Source organism: Micromonospora sp. NPDC048898 (assembly GCF_043198035.1).
Taxonomy (GTDB): Bacteria; Actinomycetota; Actinomycetes; order Mycobacteriales; family Micromonosporaceae; genus Micromonospora.
Map to the genome: position 1 here is coordinate 158,776 of NZ_JBICUF010000007.1, position 24,667 is coordinate 183,442.

Consider the following 24,667-nt stretch of genomic DNA (forward strand, 5'->3'; position numbering starts at 1 on the left):
GGGGCTGAGCACAATGTCGACCATGTCATCGCCGGTGGAGTTCCTGGAGCTGCTCGCCCGCGAGGCCGCGGCTGTCGAGTTCGAGGGGCCGCTGGTGGCGGCGCGGGCCGCGGGGCTGCCGGCGGAGCGGCTGACCGAGCTGGAGCAGGCCAGGTCGGTGGCGTTGCGGGTCCGCGCGCTGCTGGAGCGTCGGCGTCGCCGTGAGACCGAGCTGTCCGGCCTGTACGACACGGTCAGCGACCTGGCCGGGTTGCGTGACCTGGACGACGTGCTGCGGGCGATCGTGCACCGGGCCCGCAACCTGCTCGGCGCGGACGTGGCCTACATGACCCTCGACGACGACGAGCGCGGCGACACCTACATGCGGGTGACCGACGGGTCGGTCTCGGCCCGCTTCCAGCGCCTGCGGTTGCCGATGGGCGCCGGCCTGGGCGGTCTGGTGGCCCAGTCCGGCGCGCCGTACGTCACCGCGAACTACGGCGAGGACGCGCGCTTCCACCACACCGGTGAGATCGACGCCGGGGTTGGCGAGGAGGGCCTGGTGGCGATCCTCGGGGTGCCGCTGCGGCTCGGTTCGACCTCGATCGGTGTGCTCTACGCGGCCAACCGTTCGGCCCGGCCGTTCGTCCGGGAGGAGGTGGCACTGCTGGTGTCGCTGGCCGCGCACGCCGCGGTGGCGATCGACACCGCCCGGCTGCTGGCCGAGACCCGCTCGGCGTTGGCCGAGTTGTCGGCGGCGAACACCACCATCCGGGCGCACAGCAGCTCGGTGGAGCGGGCGGCGGCGGCTCACGACCGGATGACGGCCCTGGTGCTGCGCGGCGGTGGTGTGGAGGACGTGGCGGCGGCGGTGACCGAGGTGCTGGGTGGTGCGCTGCTGGCGCTGGACGCCGAGGGGCGCCTGCTGGCCCGGGTGGGTGAGATCGACGAGCCGGACCGGGCGGACATCGTGGAGGCGGTGGCGGCGTCCCGCACCGAGGGGCGCAGTGTGCGCCGGGGCCCACTCTGGTACGCGGCGGTGGTGGCGGGCGCGGAGAACCTGGGTGCCCTGGTGTTGCGCCCGGATGACGAGTTGGTCGACGCCGACCAGCGCATCCTGGAACGGGCGGCGCTGGTGACCGCGCTGCTGCTGCTGTTCCGCCGGACGGTCGCCGAGGCGGAGGGGCGGGTACGCGGCGAACTGCTGGACGACCTGATCGCCCGACCGCTGCGCGACACCGACGCGCTGCGCAGCCGGGCCCGGCGGCTCGGGGTGGACCTGGACGCGCCGCACGTGCTGGTGGCGGTGGGCGACGACGCGATCGCCGCGACCGGCTCAGCCCGGCAGCGGGTGCTCTCCTGGGCCACCACGTACGCCTCGGCGCGGGGTGGCCTGGCGGCGGCACGCGACGGTCGGGTGGTGTTGATGTTGCCGGGGCTGGACGCGGGCGGCAGTGCCCGTGCGGTTGCCCGGGACCTGTCCCGGGTGACCGGACGTCCGGTGACCGCCGGGGCGAGCGGCCCGACGAACGGCCCGGCGGCGTTGGCCGGGACGTTCCAGGAGGCGGACCGGTGCCTGACGGCGTTGGGTGCGCTGGGTCGGGCCGGCCAGGGGGCGAGCACCGCCGAGTTGGGCTTCGTCGGGCTGCTGCTGGGCACGGTCGGTGACCGGGGCGAGAAGGACGTGACCCAGTTTCTCGACGCGACGGTCGGGCCGGTGGTCGACTACGACGCCCGGCGGGGCACGGCTCTGGTGAAGACGTTGGAGGCGTACTTCGGGGTGGGTGGCAGTCTGGCCCGGGCGGCCGAGCAGCTGCACGTGCACGTCAACACGGTGACCCAGCGGTTGGAGCGGGTCGGGCAGTTGCTCGGCGCGGACTGGCAACGGCCCGAGCGGGCGTTGGAGGTGCAGCTCGCGCTGCGCCTGCACCGGCTCCGCGTCCCGGCCGGCTGAGCGACGCCCGCACGCGCGGACGCCGCAGAATCACCGGCCTCGGCGAACGCGCGGACGCGCACACCCGCAGCACCCGGCGACACCCGCCTCAGCGGACGCGGATGCCCTCCAGCACGGCGTCGACGACCTGCTCGGGCAGGGCCCGCTCGTCCAGCTCCGGGTTCCATTGCAGCACCCGCTGGATCAGCATCGGCCCGGTGAGCAGGGCCATCGTCACCTCCAGGTCGATGTCGGGCCGCAGCAGGCCCTCGTCGATGCCGCGCCGCAGCACGTCGCGCATCAGCTGCCGCCGGGGCGCGATGATGTTCTGGTAGAGCTGGAACTGGTCCGGGCTGCGGTTCACGGCGGGCACCAGACAGGGCATGATCTTCGCTGCCCGCGGGTCGATGTTCTTACCGATCGCGCCGACGAGCAGCACCAGGTCGTCGCGGACCGAGTGGCCGGCCGGCTGCGCCATGATGCCCTTGAGTCGACGCAGGGCATCCAGCAGCAGCGCGTCCTTGCCGGCCCAGCGGCGGTAGATGGTGGCCTTGCCGACCCCGGCGCGGGCGGCGATCGCCTCGATCGAGAGTGCCTCGATGGTGCTGCCCTCGGCGAGCAGGTCGAGGGTGGCCTCGATGATCGCCTCGTCGGCGCGGATGCTCCGCGGTCGCCCGGGCGACCGCGGAGCATCGGCAGTGGACGTCATGTCCGCCATTCTTTACGGACCTACACCGATCCGGCCAGCTCGGGTTCGGCGACCGGAGCCGCCGGGGCGACGCTGGTCTCCTCCCGACCCGGCATCCAGCGCAGCACCACGATGATCCCGACCGCGGCGATCACCGCGGAGAGCCCGGCCGCCCAGTGCATGGCGGTGACGAAGGCGTCGTTGGCCGCCGAGATCAGCCCCGGCGCCGCCGGGCCGAGCTGGCCCGCCGCCGCGTACGCCCCGGAGATCGACTCGTTGGCCGCGTCGCGGGCCTGCGTGGGCAGGCCGGTCAGCGCGTCACCGATGTCGCTGCGGTAGACGGCGGAGAGCACCGAGCCGATGATCGCCACGCCGAGCGCGCCGGCCACCTGGCGGATGGTGTTGCTGACCGCGGAGCCCACACCTGCCTTCTCCCGGGGCAGCGCCGACATGATCGACTCGGTGGCCGGCGGCATGATGTTGGCCATTCCGGCGCCCTGGATGAGGAAGACGAGCAGCACGATCCAGATCGGGGTGGAGGCGCCGATGAAGACGAAGGCGCCGAGGGAGACCGCGGTCAGCGCCAGCCCGACTGTGGCGACGGCCCGGCCGCCGTAGCGGCGGACCATCGCGGCGCTGCGCGGTGCGAAGATCAGCTGGGCGCCGGCGAAGGGCAGGAAGAGCAGACCGGTCTGCAGCGGGCTGTAGTCGCGGACCAGTTGCAGGTAGAACGAGCCGAAGAACATCGAGCCCATGGCGGCGAAGAACACCAGGCCGATGATGGCCACGGGTGCGGCGAACCTCGGCACCTTGAACAGCCGGACGTCCAGCGACGGGTGGTCGCTGCGCCGCGAGTGCTGCACGAACCAGGTCAGCACCGCGATGCCGACCAGGATCGAGCCCCAGGCCACCGGGCGGTCGAAGCCGTGCTCGCCGCCGTCGATGATGCCGTAGGAGAGGGCGACCAGGCCGACCACGGAGAGCAGGACGCCCAGGACGTCGACCCGACCCGGCCGCGGGTCACGCGACTCGGGGACCAGCAGTGCCACCAGGACCACGCCGGCGACGACCACCGGCACGTTGATCAGGAAGACCGAGCCCCACCAGAAGTGCTCCAGCAGCGCGCCGCCGAGGATCGGGCCGATCGCCACGGCGAGACCGACCGCTCCGGCCCAGACACCGATGGCCCGACCACGCTCACGCGGGTCGAAGACGTTGGAGATGATCGACAGCGTCACCGGCATGATGGCCGCGCCGCCGACCCCCATCAGGGCGCGGGCCGCGACGAGCTGGCCGGGGCTCTGGGCGTACGCGGAGAGCAGCGACGCCAGGCCGAACAGCACCAGACCGATCATCAGAAAACGCTTGCGGCCGGCGCGGTCGCCGAGCACCCCGAAGGTGAACAGCAGCCCGGCGAAGACGAGCGTGTAGGAGTTGATGGCCCACTCCAGCTCGCCCTGGCTGGCCCCGAGACCGTGCGTCGGGTCGGCCAGGGTGCGCAGTGCGACGTTGAGGATCGTGTTGTCGAGGACGACCACGAGGAGGCTGATCACCAGCACCCCCAGGATCGCCCACCTCCTCGGGTGGCCCGTGTTGTTGTGCAGCTCCATGCGTTGTTTCCCCCCACGCTTTCCCCGCGACGCAATACGATACGGGTCAGACTCGTAACGTGGGCCAGCGTACGACGCGCATTAACGATACGGGACCGATCCGTATCGTATGTGGTGCGCATCACGCCCTGGTGGGACGGCCAGGACGGCGGCGACCGCGTCCGACAGCGTGCCGAGGTGGGCCACCCGCGCGGTGAGCGGCTCGATCCAGCCCGGCCCCGCTCCGTACACCCGCAGGCGCGGAAAGTCCCGCGCCAGGCGCACCAGGCGGTACGCGCGGCCGGTGACCGGCGTCTGCGACCAGAGCACGACGGTGTGCGGGCGTGCCCGGTACACCGCGCTGGTCAGCGCGGACCAGGGCAGCGCGGGACCGAGGTGGAGACACCCGCGACCCTGCTCGCGCAGCGCGGCGGCAAGCGCGTGCAGACCCAGGCAGTGCGTCTCCTGCTCGGCGCCGGCCAGCAGCACCCCGCCGGCGGGCAGCGGCCGGCCCGGCTCCCGGCGGTGCACGTCCAACCCGACCCGGACCCCCTCGCAGAGGGCGTGCTCGACGGTGACCTCGGCGGCGTCGCGCCCCCGCAGCCGGGCCAACAACGGGCGGCAGACCTGCTCCCAGAGCGCCGGTACGCCCCAGGCGTCGGCCAACTCCAGCACCAGCGTGGCGACAGCGGTGCCGTCCAGCTCCTCGGCCGCCAGCGACACCTGCTTGTGCGCGATCTCCACGGCCTCCGCCGGCATCGGATCGGTCAGCACCAGACGTACCCCCGGGTAGACGTTCGCTACCCGGGAGTTCGCTGGAACGACGCCCGGCGGATGCGCCGTGGCGGGATTTCCCGGCGACGGGCCGCCAGCCGGCGGGTCAGCGCGGCGACAGGGTGACCCGCCGGCTGGAGAACGCCGAGAAGAACGGCGCCAATCCGGGTCGCCGCATCAACCCCGGCATCGTCACCGATAAGTAACCGCGCGCCGCCCGGCGTCGGTTGCCGGCCTCCTTTTTCAGAGCCCTCTGAGATACCTCTGCCAGTCTGGTCGGTGGGCCGCGCTGTTCGCCCGGCGTCCCGTCCAACGGCGGTTGCGGGATCGTCGCGTCGCACGTCTCGCGACATCGTCATTCGGCGCGCCCGTGCCCCTGCCGGTCGCAGAGCTTGGGAGTCGATGGTGACGTTCTTCCGTACCGCCCGACAGATCGCCGCCGCCGCGCTGGCGACCACGCTGCTCGCCCTCGTCGTCGGCGCGCCAGCCTCCGCGGCACCCGCCACGAGGACCACTGCCACCCCGTCGACCTGGACGCTCGTCGACCTGCCGCAGCGGATCTGTGCCACCCCCGACGATCCGCGCACGCTCTACTACTTCGTCGTTCTCGACGGGACCTGGTCGGCGCCGATCAGCGTCGGCTACACCGGCATGCCCGACGGCACCGAGGTGTACAGCCCGCTGACCGCCCTGCCCGGCTCCGGGGACGGCCACATCGTCCAGATCCTGGCCGCGTTCCGCCTGCACGACGCCCCGCTCGGCCGGTACGTGCCGCAACTCCGGGCCACCGACGGCGTCGTCACGCAGAGCGTCCCGGTCGTCCTGGACATCCGGTCGTCCTGCTGAGAGCGGCACGCTGGTGGGCACCGTCCGGCTACACCGGCGGATGAAGGTCAGCAGGAGCCGCGCCGACCAGGCGAGGTTGACCAGCAGGATCACGTTCTCGCCGAGCGCTGCCGCCCGGTTGGTCACCGAATCGCCGGCACGGACAGCTGTGGTGCACGAACGCGCACGGTCCGGGTTAGCCTTGGCGCATATGGCTACCTTTCGCAGCGCCTCAGTGCTCCTTTCCGCCGACGGCACCAGGACCCCCGGCACCGCCGCGCTCTTCGCCGAGCCCGCCCGCAGGGGTGGGACCCCACCGTGGGCGGGTGACTTCCGACCCGCCAACAGCGCCGGCAACGGCCCCAAGAACGCGGTCGGAAAGACCTTCACGTTGGAGCTGCCCGACGGCAGCACCGGCAGGGTCGTGGTCCAGGGCCTCAAGAGCGGCAAGGGCGGCGTCGTCCTTGCGCTGATGGGCGAGGACGCACCGCCCTTCTGACCGTCCACTCGTCTTTCCGAAGGTCGGGGTGTCCTGGACGTCCCGACACCCCGACCTCACGGAAGCCGAGTCGATCAAGCAGGCCGGGTGCGCTCAGTCGAGGGTGACCACCCAGCGAGCGCCCTCGCCCCGGGCCAGCCGATCGAACGCCACGGGGGCCTCGTCCAACGGGACCGTGCCGCTGACCAGCACGCCCAGGTCCAGAGCACCGCCGGCCAACTCGGCGGCCAGCACGGGCACCTCCCGGTCCGGGTCCGACGAGCCGTACACCGAGGACCGCAGGGTGCGGGCGGAGTGGAAGATGTCCAGCGCGCCGAGGCTGACCATGTCGTCCTTGGCGCCCATGCCGACCACTGTCACAGTTCCCCCGCGCCGGGTCAGTCGCCAGGCCGCGCGGATGGTGGTGGCCCGCCCGACGCACTCGAAGGCGTGGTCGACGCCCCGACCCTCGGTGCGCGCCCGTACCTCCTTGGAGAGCCGGTCGTCGGAGAGCAGGAAGTCGGTGGCCCCGGCGGCGAGCGCCAGGTCCCGTTTGGCCTCGGCCACGTCGACGGCCAGGATCGTCGTTGCGCCGGCCCGGCGGGCCGCGCTGAGCACGGCGAGCCCGACCCCGCCGAGCCCGACGACCGCCACGGTCTCGCCGGGCGCTACCCGGGCGGTGTTGCGGACCGCGCCGACGCCGGTCAGCACCGCGCAGCCGAGCAGTGCGGCCTGCTCCGGGGGCAGACCGGCGGGAATCGGGATGACGGCGGTCTCGGGCACCACCACCGCCTCGGCGAGCGCGCCGAGGCCGAGGGTCAGGTTCAGCGGTACGCCGTCGTCGGTCTCGCCGCGCGGCACTGTCGGGGCGGTCGTATCGGCGCAGAGCCACGGCTCGCCGCGCCGACACCACCAGCAGGCCCGGCAGGCCGGCGCCCAGTTCAACACCACCTCGGTGCCGACCCGCAGCCGGCTGCCCGGCCCGGCCTCGGCCACCACGCCGGTCGCCTCGTGCCCCAGCACCAGCGGGAACCTCGCGGCGATGGTGCCGTTCACCATGGACAGGTCGGAGTGGCAGACGCCGGCGGCACGGATCGTCACCCGCACCTCGCCGGGGCCGGGGGCGGGCAGGCGTACCCGCTCGATTCGCAACTCGGCGCCGACACCCCGCGCGACAAGCGCGCGGACGGTGACCGGCGCGGCCACCGGCTCGGCACCGACCGTCGGCGCGGCCGGGACCGGCTCACGGCCGCCCGCCGGGGACGTCTCGGTGCCGCCCGCCGGGACCGGCTCGGTGCCGCTCATCGCTGGATCGCCTTCAGCTCGCAGAACTCGGCGAGCCCGTGCACGCCCAACTCGCGGCCCAGACCGGACTGCTTGTAGCCGCCGAACGGGGCGAGCGGATTGAACGGAGCACCGTTGATGTCGACCGCGCCGGTGCGCATCCGTCGGGCCACCGCGAGCGCCGCGTCGGTGTCGGCGGACCAGACCGCGCCGGCCAGCCCGTACCGCGAGTTGTTGGCGATCGCGACCGCCTCGTCGGTGTCGCCGAACGGGAGAACGGCGAGCACCGGGCCGAAGACCTCCTCCTGGGCGAGCGCGCTGTCGGGGTGCACGTCGGCGAAGACGGTCGGGGCGACGAAGTGCCCCCGGGCCGGCACCGGGGCGTCCGGGCCGCCGGCGACCAGCCGTGCGCCGTCGGCCAGGGCCCGGTCGACGTGGCCACGCACCCGGTCGGCCTGAGCCGCGGAGACCAGCGGCCCGAGCCGGGTGGCCGGGTCGAACGGATCGCCGAGCCGGTAGCCGGCCACCGCGGTGGCGACCAGGTCGAGTGCTTCCTCGTACCGGTCGCGGTGCACCAGCATGCGGGTCCACGCCGTGCAGGTCTGCCCGGAGTTGAGCAGGGCGTTGCCGACGCCCACCTTGACCGCGGTGGCCAGGTCGGCGTCGGGAAGGATCACGTTCGCGGACTTGCCACCCAACTCCAGCGCGACCCGGGCGATGCGGTCGGCGGCGAGCCGCATGATCCGCGCGCCGGTGGCGGTGGAGCCGGTGAACGAGACCAGGTCGACGTCGGGGTGCCCGGCCAGGGCCTCACCCACCACCGGCCCGGTGCCGGGGACCAGGTTGAGCACCCCCGGCGGCAACCCGGCCTCGGCGACCGCGTCGAAGAGCAGGTACGCGGTCAACGGGGTCAGCTCGCTGGGCTTGAGCACCACCGTGCAGCCGGCGGCCAGCGCGGGCGCCAGCTTCGCCAGCACCTGGTGCAGCGGATAGTTCCACGGGGTGATCGCGCCGACCACGCCGACCGGCTCGCGGACGACGAGCGAGTTGCCGATGCTCTCCTGGGCCGGCGGCCGGGCGGCGAGCGCGACGTGGTCGCGCAGGACTGTCAACGGCAGCCCGACCTGTACGCGGGTGGCGAGCTTGAGCGGCGAGCCCAGCTCCACGGCGATGGTGCGGACGAGGTCGTCGGCGCGTGCGGCGAGCGCGGCGTGCAACCGGTCGAGGTGGGCGGCGCGTTCGCCGGGAGCGGTGGCCGCCCAGCCGGGGAAGGCGGCGCGCGCCGCGGCGACGGCGCGGTCCACGTCGGCGGCCGTGCCGGCGGGCACCTGCCCGATCGGCGCGCCGGTGCTCGGATTCTCCACGTCGATCACGTCGGTGCCGGCGGGGGAGGTCCACTCGCCGCCGACGTGCAGGTGGTGCCGGAGGCGCAGGGTGTCGGGCAGCTGCGACGGCGGGGCGGCGAGGTCCATGGCGTCCCTTCGGGGGGTGGGCGACCGGCGGTGGGGACGGGGTCGCGGCGGGTGATGGCGACGGAGTCGCGACGGGTGATGGCGACGGAGTCGCGGCGGGTGATGGCGACGGAGTCGCGGCGGGCGATGAAACTAGCGCTGGGAGTTTGGACGCTACCCGCTGGGCCGGGCGGACTCCACCGGGTCGACGGTGCGGGCGTACTCGGCGGCCAGACCGTGCAGCAGCGCGTCCAGGCCGAGGGCGAAGGCGCCCTCGTCCACGCTCTGCTGGTGCTCGGCGAGCCGGTGCGCCTGTCGCAGGTGCGGGTAGTGCGCCGCGTACAGCTCCGGATCCTCGACGAAGCCGCGGGCGAACGAGCCAAGGGCCGACCCGGCCACGAAGTAGCGCAGTGCGGCACCGACGTGGGTGGCGCGGGCCGGCGGCCAGCCGGCGCGGACCAACCCGCCGTAGACCGCGTCGGCCATGGCCAGTGCGGCCGGTCGACGACCAGGCCCCTGCGCCAGGTACGGCACGATGTTCGGGTGTGCGGTGAGCGCCCGCCGGTACGACCAGGCCCAGTCGTGCAGCGCGGCGGCCCAGTCCCGGCTGGCGAAGCCGCTGGTGTCGACGGCGCCGGTGACCGTGTCGGCGACCGCGTCGAGGATCTCGTCCTTGGTGGCGAAGTGGTTGTAGAGCGACGGCCCGCGCACGCCCAACTCGGCGGCGAGCCGCCGGGTGGAGAAGGCGGGCAGGCCCTCGGCGTCGATGAGCGCGGTGGCTGTCTCGACGATCAGTTGCCGGGTCAGCCGGGGCTGGCGGGGTCGGGGCACTGCGCTCCTCACGGTCTCGGCCATCAGGTCTGGACGCGACAAAACTTGCACCGCTAGTTTAATGGTGACCGGCTGCGCCGACGCCAGGAGGACCACGTGGACTTTTCGCTCACCGACGAGGAGCGGGCGGTGCGGGACACCGTCCGATCGTTCATCCGCCGCGAGGTGATGCCCCTGGAAGCGGAGGTGCTCCGGCGGGAGCGGGCGCACCAGCCGGGCCTGGACCACTCCGAGGTGCGCGAACTGCAACTCAAGGCGCGCAAGTTCGGCTTCTGGGGCCTGGCCACCCCCGAAGAGTACGGCGGGATGAACCTGCCGGCGGTGCTCCAGTCGCTGATCTGGACGGAGTTGGGCCACACCTTCGTGCCGTTCCGCTTCGGCGGCGAGGCGGACAACATCCTGTTCCACGCCACCGAGGAGCAGAAGCAGGAGTTCCTCATCCCGACCATCGAGGGCGAGCGGCGCTCCTGCTTCGCGATCACCGAGCCCGGAGCCGGCTCGGACGCCGCGAACATCCGGCTCTCGGCCCGGCGCGACGGCGACGACTGGGTGCTCGACGGCGAGAAGACCTTCATCACCGGCGGCCACGACGCCGACTTCGCCATCGTGGTCGCGGTGACCGACCGGGAGAAGGGCGCCCGCAACGGCGGGGCCACCGCGTTCCTGGTGGACCGGTCGATGGGGTGGCGCTCGGAGTTCATCCAGACCATGGGCGAGGGCGGGCCCGCGTCGCTCATCTTCGACGGCGTCCGCGTGCCGCACCGCAACATCCTCGGCGAGATCGGGCAGGGCTTCACGCTGGGCATGGAGTGGATCGGCAAGGGCCGCTACACCATCCCGTCACACGCCATCGGCATCGCCGAGCGGGTCCTGCAGATGGCCATCGACCACGCCAACACCCGGGAGACCTTCGGCACGAAGATCGGCTCCAACCAGGCCATCCAGTGGATGATCGCCGACTCGGAGACCGAGCTGGAGGCGGCCCGCTGGCTGGTGCTGCGCTCGGCGTGGACCGTCGACCAGGGCCTGGACCCCCGGCACGCGTCGTCGATGGGCAAGCTCTACGGCGCCGGCATGGTCAACCGGGTGGTCGACCGGGTGCTGCAGATCCACGGCGGCATGGGCTACACCCGTGAGCTGCCCATCGAGCGCTGGTACCGGCAGGTCCGGCTCTACCGGATCTTCGAGGGCACCGACGAGATGCAGCGGCTGATCATCTCCCGCGACCTGCTGCGCGGGTACACGAAGATCGGCGGCCACCTGGCCTGACCCTGAGTGTCCGTCTCCTGACTGACGTGCAACACAGCGGCGTGGCCAGACGTGTATCCGCGTACCACCCGCCCGATCAGTCAGAGGGGGAATACGCATGTTCCTACGAATCAGAGCAGCCACGATGGCGATGGCCGTCGCTGTGGCCGGCGCTGTCGTCATCGCGGCCGCGCCCGCGTCCGCGTCCGTCAGCCAGGGGTACGTCGCGGGCTCGGGCACCTGGACCGACGACTGGAACGACGAGGGCCCCATCTCCTCGTCGACCCGGTCGTACAGCAATGTCGTCGCCATGTGGCAGATGATCCTGTGGGCGGACGGTTACCTCGCCTACTCGGGCGTCGACTGCCAGTTCGGGCCGCTGACGACGGCTGCCACGAAGAAGTGGCAGACCGCCCGAGGTCTCGTCGCCGACGGCGTCGTCGGCCCGAAAACCCTGGCCAAGGCGGCCACCCGGCTCGGTGTGTACGAGGGCGAGGGTTGGTACTACTACGACGGCGCCGGCAGCGAGATCGTCCACTTCGGCCGCCTCGCCGACGGTCGGTGGGACATGAGCATCGGCATCGGTCTGGAGTGGCAGCCGCTCTCCTACACCGCTGCGACCTTCGACCGCTGCTCCTGACGGCACGGAGGGTGGCCGGGCCGTGCTCGGCCGCCCTCCGCACCGGGATCAGCCGGTCAACGCCTCCAGGGCCGCGTCCACGTCGGCCTCGGTGGAGTAGACGTGGAACGAGGCGCGGACCCGTCCGGCGCGTACCGCCGCGCGGATCCCCGCCGCCGCGAGACGCTGCTCCGCGCCGGGCACGTCCACGCTGACGATGGCGCTCTCCCCCGCCGGCCGACCCAACCCGGCCAGGAACCGGTTGGCCAGCGCCACGTTGTGCTCCCGGATCGCCGGCACGCCGATCTCGGCGACCACCTCCAGGGCGGGTGCCGCGCCGACCCAGCTGAACCAGGCCGGTGAGATGTCGAACCGGCGGGCGTCGTCGGCCAGCCGCAACGGCGGGCCGTAGTAGGAGGCGTGCGGATCGCGGCCCGCGTACCAGCCAGCCGCGTCCGGGCGCAGCCGCTCACGCAGCTCCGGGGCCAGATAGGCGTACGCGGTGCCGCGCGGGTTCATCAGCCACTTGTAGCCACCCACGGCCACCACGTCGGCCCGACTCCCGTCGAACGGCAGCCAGCCGCACGCCTGGGACGCGTCCACCACCACCAACGCGTCGTGCGCGCGGGCCGCGGCCACGATCTCGTGGTACGCCGCCACCGCCCCGTCGGCCGACTGCACCAGGCTGAACGCGACCACGTCGGTGTCGGCGTCGATGGCGTCGACCAGGGCGTCCAGCGGCACCGTGCGCACCTTGACGCCGCGCTCCTCCTGCACCAACCAGGGGAACAGGTTCGAGGTGAACTCGACCTCGGGAACCACCACCGTCGCCCCGTCCGGGAGGGCGGCCGCGACCGGCGCGAGGATCTGCGACACGGCCGCGCCGACCGCGACGTCACCGACCGGCACCCCGATCAGGTCGGCGAACGCCGCACGGGACCGGTGCACCGACTCGCCCCAGCCCTCCCACGACGTCCGGCCGACCCGCCACGCGCCCAGGGCCTCCTGAAGTGCCGTCCACGCCGGCTCGGGCGGCAACCCGTAGGAGGCGGTGTTCAACCAGCCGGGCTCCGGCTTCCACAACTGCTGCGCCTGCTCGAACTCCATGCCGTCGACGCTAGGCGGGGCGACGGCGAACGGGCACGGCCAATCGGCGATCGGCGGCCTGTCAGATCCGTACGTCGACCCGATCGCGCCGAGAGTCGACCCAGCCGGCAATACTGATTGTGCGCGGGGGACTACGCTGCCTCGGCATGGATGACGGCACGATTGTCGAGGCCCAGCACCGCATAGCTGCCGCTGCCGACGGGCATGTCGACCTCAGCGGTCTCGACCTGACCGCTGGTGACCTCGCCGAACTGCTGCGCGACACCCCGGCTCTCGCTGATGTGACAAGCCTCGATCTCGCCGGCAACAACCTGGACACCCTCCCGGACGCCGTCGCCGCCTGGACCTCCCTCACAAGCCTGGACCTGGGCGAGAACCGGCTCACCGGGCTACCCGACGCAGTCGCCGCCTGGACCTCCCTCACAGACCTGGACCTGAGTGCCAACCAGCTCACCGCCCTACCCGACGCAGTCGCCGCCTGGACCTCCCTCACCCAACTGCACCTGAATGCCAACCAGCTCACCGCCCTACCCGACGCAGTCGCCGCCTGGACCTCCCTCACCCAACTGCGCCTGGCCGGCAACCAGCTCACCGCCCTACCCGACGCAGTCGCGGCCTGGACGGGCCTAACCACGCTCTACGCGTACGAAAACCAGCTCAGCGCGCTACCGGACGCAGTCGCCGCCTGGACCGCCCTGACACGGCTCAACGTGGACCGCAACCAGCTAAGCGCGCTACCGGACGCAGTCGCCGCCTGGACTGCCCTGACACGGCTCGATATGGACTACAACCAGCTCACCGCCCTACCCGACGCAGTCGCCGCCTGGGCCCATCTCAATGTTCTGTACCTGGACGGCAACCAATTCACCACCCTGCCCGACGCCGTCGCCGCCTGGACCTCCCTCACCGAACTGCACCTCGACGGCAACCAACTCACCACCCTGCCGGACGCTGTCGCTGCCTGGACCGCCCTCTTGTCTCTGTCCATGGTCGGCAACCAGCTCACCACCCTGCCCGACGCCGTCGCCGCCTGGACCTCCCTCACCGAACTGCACCTCGACGGCAACCAGCTCAATACCCTGCCCGACGCCATTGGTCAGTTCGAAGAGCTTCAGATCCTTGTCGTACAGGACAATCCACTTCCGCCCGAGGTGTTGGCCGCCGAGGTGGAGGGCACGGAGGCGCTGCTGGCGTTCCTCCGGGATGTCGCCACCGACGGGATCTCGATCTCGGAGGCGAAACTGCTGTTCGTGGGCGCCGGCGAGGCCGGGAAGAGCACCCTGCTCGGGGCGTTGCGCGGCGAGCCCTGGCAGGACCGTCACCAGACCCAGGGCATGGAGATCAAGCCGCTGGTGGTGCGCCACGCCGGCCACGAGATCACCCTGAACGGGTGGGACTTTGGCGGCCAACAGGCATACCAGCCCGCGCACCAGTTGTTCTTCAGCGCGCCGGCCGTCTACGTCGTCGTCTGGAAACCCCGTCCGGGTGTCGCGGCCGGCATGGTGGAGTCGTGGATCGCCATGATCGCCCACCGGGCCCCGGACGCCCGGGTCCTCGTGGTCGCGTCGCACGGCGGGCCGTCCTCGCGCGCGGACGCCATCGACGAAGCTCACCTGAAGCAGCGCTTCGGCAGCCTGATCGTCGGTTTCCACGAGGTCGACAGCGCCGTCCCGGACGGCCGGCTGGAGGTGCTGCGGGAGGCGATCGCCGTGACCGCCGGCACCCTCCCGCACGTGCGCCGTACCTACCCGGCCACGTGGCAGCGGACGATCGAGGCGGTCACGGCCGGCGGTCGGCAGGTGATCGACTACCGCGGCTACGAAGCGGTGGCCGCGGCGCAGGGACTGAACACCTTCCAGGCACGGACGCTGGCCAGTAACGCCCACCACCTGGGAAAGTGGATCTACTACGCGGACGACGACGCGCTTGCCGCGTTCGTGATCCTGCAACCGGACTGGCTCAATGTCGCCATCGCCGCCGTCCTCGACAGTCGAGACGCCGTCGACGCCCTCGGTCTCGTCGCACACCGCATGCTCGGCAGCGTGTGGAGTGCCGCTCAGGCTCCCGACGGCACGCGCTACACGAGGGAGCAGCAGCGACTGTTCCTGGCGCTCATGGGGCGCTTCGAGCTGACGTACCAGGTCTCCCTCGACGCCGCACCCGAGCCGGTGAGTCTGATCGCGCAGCTCGTCCCCGCCGCACAGCCGGACCTGCGAAGTGCCTGGGTCGAGTTCCGCACCGGCGACCGCGAGTATCTGGAGGTGTGCCGGGTCTCGGAAGGGCCCGCAGGCCCGGTGGTCATTCCCGACTCCCTGATGTACCGGCTCATCGTCCGCCTGCACCACCAGCGCTACACGGAGCCCGACTCCCTGCAGGGCGTGCACTGGCAGCAGGGCCTGGTCCTGCAGAGCCGCTACGGTGCCCGCGCGCTGCTCACGGTGCGGACCGGGGTCGGTGTCCAGGTCCAGGTGCGCGGCCCGGACGCCGTCACCTACCTGCGCCAGGTCACCGACGAGATCCGCTACTGCATCGAGCGGTTCTGGCCCGGCCTGAGCACCGTCGCCCTCGTCGCCTGCCGGGACGGGTGCGGCCTGCCCACGCCGGGTGCGGGCCTGTTCGACGTCGACAAGCTCATCAAACTGCGCGACGCGCACGGGCAGAGCATCGCGCAGTGCCCGATCTCCGGCTGCGACGCCTTCCCCGCCATCAACTCGCTGCTGGGCGGTTCGGGTGCGAGCCAGGAGGCGCTCGCCAGTCTGCGGGACGGCGTGGCGCTGATGGACAGCCAGGTCCGCGGGCTGAGTCGGCGGGTGACCGAGCTCAACGACACCGTCAGGGCCAACCTCGCGGGCGTGAACGCACAGCTGACCGCGTTGATGTGGCAACTCAACGACGAGGCCGCGGACGGGCCGCGCCTGTTCACCCTCACCCCCGTCGAGGCGTCCCTCCGCAACCCGCAGTGGACCACCAGGCGGATGCGGCTGACGTTGTACTGCGAGCATTCGCTCCAGCCGGTGCACGTCCTCGAACCCGATCGGCGCGATGCCGGCGTCTACTACCCGGACGTCCCCCGAGAATGGTGGACCAGAGCGGTCCCCCTCCTGAAGGCCACCACCGTGCTCCTCAAGCCTCTCCTCGGTGTGGGTCTGGCCGAGCTCAAGCTCGATTTCAGCGAGGAGCAGTGGAAAGCCATCGAGGAGCAGGTCGCCCTGGCAAACGAGACACTGAACGCCGCCGCGGAGGCCGCGAACCACCTCACCACGGACGACCACAGCGCCGGACTCGCGGAACGGGCCCCCCACGCACCGGCGTCTCCCGTCTACGCCGAGGGAGCCGTCCTCCGGACGCTGCACGTCGTGCTGCGATCCCAGGACGTCACCCTCGCCGACCTGCGCAAGGTGGTACGCCCCGACGGCCGCATCCTCTGGGTGCACCGTCGGTTCGAGCATCTCTACCACAGCGGCCTACCCGTCATCCCCTGACCGGGCCTGGCTCACTGTCGCCCCGCGGAGTCGGGGGCGAGGGGATCCGGGCCAGGCTGATGGCGAGGCCGGCGAGCCACCTGTCCACCTCCACCAGGTGCCGCACCGCCGAGGCGTCGACCGCGCCGAGCAGCGGACGGATCCGGTCCACCTCGTCGACACAGTCGGTCGGAGCGGGCACCGGGCCGGCGGCCCGGCCGTGCGCCACCTCGCCGGCCAGGTCGTCGTACGCCGACCGCAGGTGCCCGGCCGCGTCCCGGAGCAGGACCGCCGCGGCCGGCCAGCCGGCGAGGCAGCCGGGCGGGTTGCGGCGCAGCAGCGACTCGGCGCCGGGCACCACGTGCTGCCCGGCCCCCAGGGCGGCGTCCCAGTCCACGCGCCCGTGTCGGGGGTCGTGGCGCTCGGAGTGGTACTGGCAGTACGACGAGTCGACCAGGACCATCCGGCGGCGGACCCGGTCGAGGTCGTCCTCGGGCGGCGGCGCGTCGCCGAGCACCGCCTCCACGGTCTGCTGGACCGCCACCCCGCTGGCCGTCAGGTAGCGGGCGGCGTTGTGGCGCAGGTCGTGGCCCGCGCCGCGCGGCCACATGGCGACGCCGGCGAGCACACCGATCAGCGCGCCGAGTCCGACGTCGACCAGACGTGCCTCGGCGAGCCGCCAACCCTCGGGGCTGAGCTGGCTGAAGACGACAGTCAGCAGCAGGGTGAACAGCGCCTGCTGCCACACCGGGCCCAGCAGCCGACCGACACCGAACGCCAGCAGCAACGTGACCGGCAGCACGACGGCGTACACGATGGGCTCCTCGACGAGGAACACGAGCAGGCCGCTGACGACGACGCCCGCGATGGTGCCCAGCACGGCGGGCCGCAACGCGGTGCGCGTGTCGGCGGCCGAGGTCCGCAGGACCGTGAGCGTCGCCAGGAGCACCCAGAAGCCGTGGTGGAGCTGCAGCAGTCCGGCGCCCACCCGGGCGACCGACAGTGCCACGGCCAGTCGCAGCGCGCTGTGCAGGTTGGCGGAGCGGGGGGCCAGGTGGGAGCGGAACTGTCGCCAGTACAGCGTCCACGGGCTGTGTCGCGCGTACTCGAAGAGAGTGGGGTAGGCATCGCCCACCGCGGGCCGTGCCCCGGCGGCGACCCGGACGCCGACGGCGAAGACCCGCACCTGGTCGGCGAGGGCCAACGCGGTCGCGTCCCGGCACATCCGGGGTACGTCCGCCGTGCCGCCGCCCCGGCCCACCGGGTACGCGGCCTCGGCCGTGCGGATCGCGGCGTCCAGGCTCCCGAGGTCGGCCGGAGGCGCCCCCGGTGCCAGGTTCCGGCCGGCGGCCCGGGTCGTGTCGGCGCAGGCGCGCAGCAGCCGCGCCGCCGCCAGATCCGGGATCGGCTCCGGCGGGGCGTCTCCCGCGAGCCGGTCCGCCTCGGCGAGCACCTCCCGCAGCGCCGCCGCCGAGATCCGCAGCGCCCGGTCCTGGGCGCCCGCCGCGGTGGGCGCCCGCTCCGGCGGGTTGCGGCCCAACCCGAGCGGGGCCACCACGTCGTACGCCCGCGCACGCCGCCGGCCCGGACCACCGTGACCGGCGGGTGGGTCGGTCAGGGCGTCGGCGGTGGCGTCGAGGAAGGCCCCGACGCCGTCCGCCGCCCGGGTGAGCAGCTGCCGGTAGGAGATCGGCACCGGATCAGGCCAGAGCAGTACCTCCGCCGCGGCGAGCAGCACGATGGCGAGCGTGACGCCGCCGAGTCGCTGCGGCAGGGTGCCCGGCTGGTACGGCGGGAAGGACGCCAGGATGTAGAAGAGCTGGAACGCGCTGGCCAACCCCACCAGGCGCGGGTTGCCCACCCCGGCGAACGCCACGACGAACCCGATGACCAGCATCCCGCCGGCGGCCGACCACGTGCTCCACGCCAACAACGAGCCCACGGCGATCAGCGCCCAGATCGCCGGCAGTGCCGTGACGAGGATCCGCGCCCGTTGCGGCGCCGGACCGGGCAACTGCGCGAACGACCCGGCGGCGATCGTGCCGAACAGGCCGTAGGTGGCGAGGACCGAACTGCCCGCGCCGTAACGGCAGGCGTAGAAGACGACGGACGCGACGAGTGTCAGCCGTGCCGCCCGCCGCAGGACGGCATCCCCCGGGTCACGGCGACGGAGCCGGCCAAGGAGGCTGGTTGCGGGCACGCCTGCTCCCCCGGTCGTCGCGGCACCCCTCCCCGACCAACCATTCTCGCCCCGGGCGTGCCGGCGGTGGCGGGTTTCCCGGCGAATCACCGCCACGAGGGCCAACTGGCCGTAGACACCACCCTCTATGTTTGGTGAAGGTTCTCCTCGGGAGGTCGACGCCATGCTGAATGCCGAGGACTTTCCGCCGTTCCAGCGGGCCGTGTCCGATGAGTCGCTACGCGGGCAGCGGGTGTTCGCGTCCCTGATCGCCCTGCGGCTGTCGCTGCTCCTGCTGGCCGCGTTGGCGGGGGTCGGCACCTGGAAGCTCGACAACTTCGCGGTGGGCCCGGCAATCGCGGTGGGCGCCTTCGCCGCCACCTCGATCGTGGAGGTCTTCCTCCTCACCAACCGTCCCGACGAGCGGTGGTATGTCGGGAGGGCACTGTCCGAGTCCATCAAGTCGTTGACGTGGCGCTTCGCGACGGCAGCCGATCCGTTTCCCCGCTCACGCGACGACTCGGAGTGTGTCGAGGAGTTCACCGGCCGACTGTTGGGCCTGACCAGGGACATGTCCGGGGCGGGGTTGGCGGCACCCGCCCTGGCCGGACAGCAGATCACGGAGGGAATGCGAACCGCGCGGGCCACCCCCCTCGCGGAGCGCCGGGCGTCGTACGTGAACGGTCGTCTGGAGACCCAGCGGATGTGGTACGCCGAGCGCTCGTTGTCGAACCGCGCCCGGGCGACACGGTGGTCGGTCACCATGCTGGTCCTGGAGTTGGTGGGGCTGGCCCTGGCGATGTCGAGGGTCGCCGGTTTCACCGACGTCGACCTGCTCGGGGTGGCCGCCGCCGCGGTCGCGGCCGGTGCGGCCTGGACGCAGACGCGGCAACACTCCGCGGTGGCGACCGCCTACGCCCTGGCGAGCCAGGAACTCGCCGCCATGGGGTCGCTGGCCAGCCGGATCACCTCGGAGGGCCAGTTGTCGCAGTTCGTCAACGACACGGAGACAGCGATCTCCCGGGAGCACACCATGTGGCGGGCACGCCGCCGCTGAGTGCCACACGGCGGCGCGCCGCCGCTGACTGCTGCTACACGCTGGTGCGTCGCCACTGCTGGTTGGTGGCGGTGCCGCAGGTCCACTGCACGGCCTGCGCCCCGTCGGCGGTGGCCGCGTTCATCACGTCCAGGCACTTTCCGCTGTGGCGGGCGACGAACCTGACGTAGCCGGTGCCGAGGTCCTCGACCCGCCACTGCTGGTTGGTGCCGCCGTTGCAGGCCCACTGGATGACCCGGACGCCGTCGCCGGTGGCACTCGCGCCGCCGTACACGTCGAGGCACTTGCCGCTGCTGACACTTGTCACCGTGGAGTAGCCGCCGCCGGCGTCCTGGATCCGCCACCGCTGGTTGGCCTGCCCGTTCGCGGCCCACTGCACGACGTTGGCACCATCCGCGGTGGACGCGTTGGAGACGTCGAGGAACTTGCCGCTGTGCCGGGCGGCCACCGTGTAGGTGGTCGGCGGGGGGACTGTGGTCTGCGGCGCCAGCCGATACAGGCCGCTCCCGTGGGCGGGAAGGGAGCGGGTGAGCGTGCCGGTGACGGTGCCGAGGCCGGTGCCGGACCACAGGTCGGTGACGACGGCCGAGCCGATGCCCAGGTCGGCCAGGTTCACCGAGACGTTGGCGGTGGCGCCCTCCCGGTTGAACAGTGCCACGTACCGGTGGTCGCTGCCCGGAACGTCGGCGGTCCACACCTGCCGGGTGCCGCCGACGAGCTGGCGGTTGTTGGTGCTGTTCTGGTCGACGGCGAGCACCGCCGCGTTGGTCATCAACGCCAGCTCCGCGGCGCGGTTCTCGACCAGGTTGCCGCCCCACATCAGCGGCGCCCGGTTGATCGTCCACAGGGTCATGAGCGTGCGCTGCTCGTCGGCGGTGAGCGCGGAGTAGCGGGGTGCGCCGACCGGGCCGTACTTCGACAACCGCCCGATCGGGATCATGTCCGGATCGGGCCAGGCACCCGTCGTCCGGTACGGAGTCCAGTTGCGCAACTGGTCGAAGAGCGCGTCGAGCGACGACCAGTTGTCCCACAGGTCGTTGACGATGCGCCACATGTGCGCGTTGTCCCGCACGTGCCCGCCGCTGGCCAGCGGTGTCGCGCCCGGTGACAGGCTCAGCACCATCGGCCGGCCGCTGCGCTGGATCGCGGTCCGGTAACCCTCGACCTCGGCCTGCCGGTACGTCGGGGCCGCGATGTCGTCCACCTTCACGTAGTCGACGCCCCAGCCGGCCAGGAGCTGGAAGACCGAGTCCAGGTACGCCTGCGCGCAGGCGTTGGACATGTTCAGGCCCCACATCAGGTTGAGCCAGGCCGCGGTGGTGGTGTTGTTGATCTGGTTGGCTCGGCAGTTGGTGCCGAGGATCGGCACGTTGTCGGCGACCGCCTGCCGCGGGATGCCGCGCATCAGATGGACGCCGAACTTCAGCCCCTGCGCGTGCACGTAGTCGGCGAGAGGCTTGAACCCGTTGTCGCCCGCCGCCGAGGGAAACCGCGTGGTGTCCGGCAGCAGGCGCCCGTTGGCGTCCATTCGCAGCCGGGGATTCAGGTTGGCGTCCTGGTTGGGGCTGTTGTTGTGCTGGCCCGGGTAGTACCAGGCCCAGTCGATGACGACGTACTGCCAGCCGTGCTGGCGCAGGTTGTCGCGCATGTAGTCGGCGTTGGCCCGGACGTCCGCCTCGGTGACCCGCCAGTTGAACGAGTCGTAGCTGTTCCACCCCATCGGCGGGGTGTCCGCCGTGCCGTTGTCCCACGCCATGGCCGACCTCGGAGAGATGACGGTGAGGCCGACGGCGAGCAGCACGACCAGAGCCGTGAGCCCGGCCACCCGACGTGCGGTGGAACGCGCGAGGACGAGCGTCATCGGACCTCCCGGACAGTGATGATTGTCGATGTTAACGCTCACGCATCGCCTGTCAAGTGCGCCGGCGCTCGGTGGCCTCGGCGTGCGCCGGCGGGACGCCGACCCTTGGAGCAGCCAACGGGAGCCGACAGGCGGCGAAGCGCTGCCGCGACATCGCGCGGCGCCCAATGGCCCGGCTTGGCCGCGCTCCGGGGACCCGAAGCTCGATCGATTCATGATTCACGAACTGTCACGTACGTGACAGACAAAAACCGGGTCTTGTGCTAGCAGCCCTCGCGCGGGATGCTCTAACGGTCGAACGGCTCAGCGCCGCCTAAACAAGGCGGCGCCCGGGTGCAACCGGACGCCGCTTTCGACTCGACCGCGTGCAACGGAAGGAGCCACCTTGACTCTAACCCCTCAAGGGCCAGACATCGAAGCGCAGAAGAGCACGGACGACGACGGCAGCCGGACACGGCGCCATGGCATCGTCCTGGCCTACATCCGCGCCCTTGGCCCGGTAGTCGCTGCCTTCGTGGCAGCCATCGCGACGTTGGTGGGTGCGTTGGTTCGCTGAACGAGCACGACGACCAGTCGCCCTACGCCGGCCGGCACCGGGTCACATGGGGCTGGGGTCGCAGCGAAGGGCGCCTGCCATGTCGATGTGCTGTTGAGCGGTATACCTCAGAGGTATGAATATGCCTCTGAGGTATACCGCTCACGACCGCATCCGCCTCCACAGAGATGACCGCCAGTCACCGCCGCTCACCGGCTGCGCCTACCGCCCCGGCCAGGGTTAGGAATACTCGTCCAGGACCGCTCCAGGGGGCATCGCCGAGGATGATACGTATGGCTCGTGACGTACTTCGCGGACCTGACGCCGTACACGTACCTGGAGCGGCATGAGGACGACCAATGGCCGTCCGATGAACAGGGGAAAGATCTGCCACTGCTCAACGTCGGCTGGCTGGACGCCGCGCATCCGTACCCGACCGGCGCTCCCCCGCACGGGTTGGTGCCAGCCCTGACGGAGCTGGCCAAGACGCGGGTCCGTCAGACACGTGGGCACCATTACTGCGAAATCTGCGTCCGGGACATGGGCGAAGGCGCCAGAGAAGCCATTCGGCAGGGCATGATCGCCCGCGAGAGCGCCGAATTCGAGGTACGGGGCGACGGTGTCGTGTACGCCGCACCTCAACTCCTGCTCCACTACGTGACCGCCCACGAATACCTGCCACCAGCCGAGTTCTGTACGGCGGCCCTGGCGGCAACGTGTGACCCGTCGCTGTAGTGGAACTTCTCGTCTCCGGCCCGGATGATGCTCACCGCACCCAGCCAACGAACCGGTGGTGCAGGTGACTGGCGGGGACGTGGGCGAGGTGTTGCGTAGCGACGACGAGTTGTGCGGCCAGATAGACGCTCAGCGACAAGCGACACCCGTCGTACTCGGCCAGCAACTCCCGCCGCCCCGGTTCGCAGGGCCAGTCGTCGCCACAGCACCCGCAGTTCCAGAGCGGCGGGACCGGCTGATGGGTGCTCGTCACGGCGTGCCCTGGGCTGGCCAGTGGTCCCGGTTTATCGGGAGGCGATGACGGCTTCGGCACGGCAGGTCGGTCCCGCAACGGCAGATGCGTCGCCAGTGCCGCCAGGACCAGACGGGCCGGTGCCTGCCGGCCAGGGTCAGGGCGGCCGCCGCGAGGTATTCGTCGTACGAGACGCGTCGCACGCGTCCTCCCCGTCATCACGAGGGCGGCCAGCCACCCCTGAGGTTGCGGGGGACGCGGCGGCCAGGCGAGTCCGCACCGCCCGCCGCATCCCGTGAGGACGACGTTACGGACGGTTGCAGCACCCCATGGGTAGGGTTCGTACCCCTAGATCAAGAGACGAGGCCGACCTTCAGTGCGAGATCTCGGGCGTCCTCACGGGTGGATGGCGGCCCGCTGAGCAGGTCCAGAGTGATCTGTCGGGCGTAGCCGTTGAAGCGGACCGTCTCCGGGGCCGACTCGTACGCCTGGCGAAGGCTCACCATGGCGGTGCCCATGTCGCCCTTTCCGTGGTGGGCGCGAGCGACCTCGATGAGGTGTCGCGCGCGACGCGGACGCGACGGGATGGCCGCAGCGTCGTGGCGACGTGCCTGCCGCACCGCTTCGCCGGACTTCTGCAACTCGACGGCCACGGTGACGGCGTGGGCACCCATGATGACGCGGGAGAACGACGTCTGCGGTTGGTAGAACCCCTGCGGCAGGCGCTGCGCGACCCGATCGGCGTGATCCCAGTGCCGCCAGGCGCGACCTTCCTCACCGGCTCGGGCGGCGGTGTACGCGGCTTCGAAGTGGAGCGCGCCGACGATGGCCAGGAGGTTGCTGTTCGCGTCAGCCGCGCCCGACTCCAGCGCGGAGAGCACGTCGAGTGTCACCGCCATGGCGGTGTCCCAGTCACCGGCGTCCCGGTGCACCTGGCACAGGAACCACCCCGCGCAGGCCAACGCCTCGGCATCCCCGGACTCCTGAGCCGCCACCATCGCACGGTCGGCGACCCGCCACAGGATCTCGGCGGCCGGTTGGTAGGCGAGGAACATCTGCGCGAGCCCGAGTGCCTCGGCCAGGAGCGCGTGGGCCCGTCGACGCTCGTCGCCCTCGTACGTCAGTGCCGCGCGTTGGACGTCCCGGAGCAGGCCCGGTAGGAGTGTGCCCAGAACCGTGCGATGGTCCGGCGCCTGATGGCGTGCCCGCCAGGCCGCAGCTAGGCGGTCTCCGAGCCGACTCAACGGCTCAGGCGTTTCGTCTGCGGGAAACGTGCACCGGTTCACAGCGTCCCGGACCGAGGCGAGCGCCGGATGTTCCGGCCCGTTCACGATGGCGGAGCGATCGCTCAACTCCCCGACCAGGACCGACAGCTCGACCTTGAGGGCACGCGCGATCCGGTCCAGCATGTGCACGCGCGGCGGCAGGATGCGGTCGGTCTCCACCGCCTTGACCCACTCGGCGCTGCGACCCACCAGGCCGCCGAGCACGGCACGTGTCTTGCCCGAACGTTCGCGGTAGACCTTCAGCCGCTGACCGAACGTCAACTCCGGCAGGGAATCCATCCCGAACCTCCTCGTGGCGCGGGACGCCGTACCGGCCCATCCGCCGCCGCAGCCAACGCTACCGACCGACCCGCCGCCCGGAAACCCACACACGGCTTCGCCGCGACAACGGCCGGCGCCTCCCGATGGTGCCCCCGCCGGGTCGGCGTCACCCCACACAGCTACCGGACCACCTTCCGGGACCGGGCGCGCAGCGGCTGAAAACCCCTCGGCACCGGCTCGTACCGCTGGATGAC

The 24,667-nt window shown here is 71.8% G+C and carries 19 protein-coding genes; 8 read left to right on the plus strand and 11 right to left on the minus strand.

Going from position 1 to position 24,667, the window contains the following annotated elements; translation table 11 throughout:
* Positions 1-13 precede the first annotated feature (13 nt).
* Positions 14-1,933 (plus strand): helix-turn-helix domain-containing protein, encoded by a 1,920-nt coding sequence (locus ACGFIQ_RS20420; RefSeq protein ID WP_393245708.1) that lies wholly within the window; start codon positions 14-16, stop codon positions 1,931-1,933.
* Positions 1,934-2,021: 88 nt separating this feature from the next.
* Here the strand turns inward: ACGFIQ_RS20420 and ACGFIQ_RS20425 are convergent, their stop codons facing one another.
* The 3 genes from ACGFIQ_RS20425 to ACGFIQ_RS20435 form a co-directional block, all read right to left on the minus strand.
* A complete protein-coding gene (locus tag ACGFIQ_RS20425) occupies positions 2,022-2,630 on the minus strand; it encodes a TetR/AcrR family transcriptional regulator (protein ID WP_393245710.1) in 609 nt (202 codons plus the stop codon).
* A gap of 11 nt (positions 2,631-2,641) precedes the next feature.
* Positions 2,642-4,210: an MFS transporter gene (locus ACGFIQ_RS20430; RefSeq protein ID WP_393245712.1), complete on the minus strand. Its 1,569-nt coding sequence runs from the start codon at positions 4,208-4,210 to the stop codon at positions 2,642-2,644.
* A gap of 81 nt (positions 4,211-4,291) precedes the next feature.
* Positions 4,292-4,963: a transcriptional regulator gene (locus ACGFIQ_RS20435; RefSeq protein WP_393245714.1), complete on the minus strand. Its 672-nt coding sequence runs from the start codon at positions 4,961-4,963 to the stop codon at positions 4,292-4,294.
* 405 nt (positions 4,964-5,368) lie between these two features.
* Here ACGFIQ_RS20435 and ACGFIQ_RS20440 point away from each other — a divergent pair, with 405 nt between their 5' ends.
* Together ACGFIQ_RS20440 and ACGFIQ_RS20445 are read left to right on the plus strand one after the other, a co-directional pair.
* On the plus strand, positions 5,369-5,809 hold the full coding sequence (locus ACGFIQ_RS20440) for a DUF5980 family protein (protein ID WP_393245716.1): 441 nt from the start codon (positions 5,369-5,371) through the stop codon (positions 5,807-5,809).
* Between the two features lie 190 nt (positions 5,810-5,999).
* On the plus strand, positions 6,000-6,287 hold the full coding sequence (locus ACGFIQ_RS20445) for a hypothetical protein (RefSeq protein WP_393245718.1): 288 nt from the start codon (positions 6,000-6,002) through the stop codon (positions 6,285-6,287).
* 93 nt (positions 6,288-6,380) lie between these two features.
* Here the strand turns inward: ACGFIQ_RS20445 and ACGFIQ_RS20450 are convergent, their stop codons facing one another.
* The 3 genes from ACGFIQ_RS20450 to ACGFIQ_RS20460 form a co-directional block, all read right to left on the minus strand.
* Positions 6,381-7,571 carry an alcohol dehydrogenase catalytic domain-containing protein gene (locus ACGFIQ_RS20450; RefSeq protein WP_393245720.1) on the minus strand — a complete coding sequence of 397 codons (1,191 nt, stop codon included), beginning with the start codon at positions 7,569-7,571 and terminating at the stop codon, positions 6,381-6,383.
* Positions 7,568-9,022, minus strand: coding sequence for an aldehyde dehydrogenase family protein (locus ACGFIQ_RS20455; RefSeq protein ID WP_393245722.1), 1,455 nt, complete (start codon positions 9,020-9,022; stop codon positions 7,568-7,570). Before ACGFIQ_RS20455 ends, ACGFIQ_RS20450 begins: the two co-directional genes overlap by 4 nt.
* Before the next feature lie 153 nt (positions 9,023-9,175).
* The gene (locus ACGFIQ_RS20460; protein ID WP_393245725.1) at positions 9,176-9,832 is read right to left on the minus strand and encodes a TetR/AcrR family transcriptional regulator; all 657 of its coding nucleotides are present in this window, start codon (positions 9,830-9,832) and stop codon (positions 9,176-9,178) included.
* A 96-nt stretch (positions 9,833-9,928) separates the two neighbouring features.
* On the opposite strand from ACGFIQ_RS20460, the gene ACGFIQ_RS20465 reads away from it, so the two are divergent.
* Both ACGFIQ_RS20465 and ACGFIQ_RS20470 read left to right on the plus strand, forming a co-directional pair.
* On the plus strand, positions 9,929-11,101 hold the full coding sequence (locus ACGFIQ_RS20465; protein ID WP_393245727.1) for an acyl-CoA dehydrogenase family protein: 1,173 nt from the start codon (positions 9,929-9,931) through the stop codon (positions 11,099-11,101).
* A 97-nt stretch (positions 11,102-11,198) separates the two neighbouring features.
* Positions 11,199-11,720: a peptidoglycan-binding protein gene (locus tag ACGFIQ_RS20470; protein ID WP_393245729.1), complete on the plus strand. Its 522-nt coding sequence runs from the start codon at positions 11,199-11,201 to the stop codon at positions 11,718-11,720.
* A 48-nt stretch (positions 11,721-11,768) separates the two neighbouring features.
* Here the strand turns inward: ACGFIQ_RS20470 and ACGFIQ_RS20475 are convergent, their stop codons facing one another.
* On the minus strand, positions 11,769-12,806 hold the full coding sequence (locus ACGFIQ_RS20475; protein WP_393245732.1) for an aminotransferase class V-fold PLP-dependent enzyme: 1,038 nt from the start codon (positions 12,804-12,806) through the stop codon (positions 11,769-11,771).
* 146 nt (positions 12,807-12,952) lie between these two features.
* On the opposite strand from ACGFIQ_RS20475, the gene ACGFIQ_RS20480 reads away from it, so the two are divergent.
* Entirely contained in the window at positions 12,953-16,288 is a 3,336-nt protein-coding gene (locus ACGFIQ_RS20480; protein WP_393245734.1) for a COR domain-containing protein, read from the plus strand.
* Here ACGFIQ_RS20480 and ACGFIQ_RS20485 read toward each other — a convergent pair.
* Positions 16,278-18,467 carry an FUSC family protein gene (locus tag ACGFIQ_RS20485; RefSeq protein WP_393245737.1) on the minus strand — a complete coding sequence of 730 codons (2,190 nt, stop codon included), beginning with the start codon at positions 18,465-18,467 and terminating at the stop codon, positions 16,278-16,280. The genes ACGFIQ_RS20480 and ACGFIQ_RS20485 overlap by 11 nt on opposite strands.
* Before the next feature lie 163 nt (positions 18,468-18,630).
* Between ACGFIQ_RS20485 and ACGFIQ_RS20490 the strand changes: the two genes are divergently transcribed.
* Positions 18,631-19,503 carry a DUF4231 domain-containing protein gene (locus tag ACGFIQ_RS20490; protein ID WP_393245739.1) on the plus strand — a complete coding sequence of 291 codons (873 nt, stop codon included), beginning with the start codon at positions 18,631-18,633 and terminating at the stop codon, positions 19,501-19,503.
* 34 nt (positions 19,504-19,537) lie between these two features.
* Here ACGFIQ_RS20490 and ACGFIQ_RS20495 read toward each other — a convergent pair whose 3' ends face one another.
* The gene (locus ACGFIQ_RS20495) at positions 19,538-21,364 is read right to left on the minus strand and encodes an RICIN domain-containing protein (RefSeq protein WP_393245740.1); all 1,827 of its coding nucleotides are present in this window, start codon (positions 21,362-21,364) and stop codon (positions 19,538-19,540) included.
* A gap of 835 nt (positions 21,365-22,199) precedes the next feature.
* Here ACGFIQ_RS20495 and ACGFIQ_RS20500 point away from each other — a divergent pair.
* Entirely contained in the window at positions 22,200-22,634 is a 435-nt protein-coding gene (locus ACGFIQ_RS20500) for a hypothetical protein (RefSeq protein WP_393245742.1), read from the plus strand.
* Positions 22,635-22,665: 31 nt separating this feature from the next.
* Here ACGFIQ_RS20500 and ACGFIQ_RS20505 read toward each other — a convergent pair whose 3' ends face one another.
* Together ACGFIQ_RS20505 and ACGFIQ_RS20510 are read right to left on the minus strand one after the other, a co-directional pair.
* Positions 22,666-22,887 (minus strand): flavin reductase, encoded by a 222-nt coding sequence (locus tag ACGFIQ_RS20505; RefSeq protein ID WP_393245744.1) that lies wholly within the window; start codon positions 22,885-22,887, stop codon positions 22,666-22,668.
* A 332-nt stretch (positions 22,888-23,219) separates the two neighbouring features.
* Positions 23,220-24,431, minus strand: a complete 1,212-nt coding sequence (locus ACGFIQ_RS20510; protein WP_393245746.1) for a helix-turn-helix domain-containing protein — start codon at positions 24,429-24,431, stop codon at positions 23,220-23,222.
* Positions 24,432-24,667: the final 236 nt, after the last annotated feature.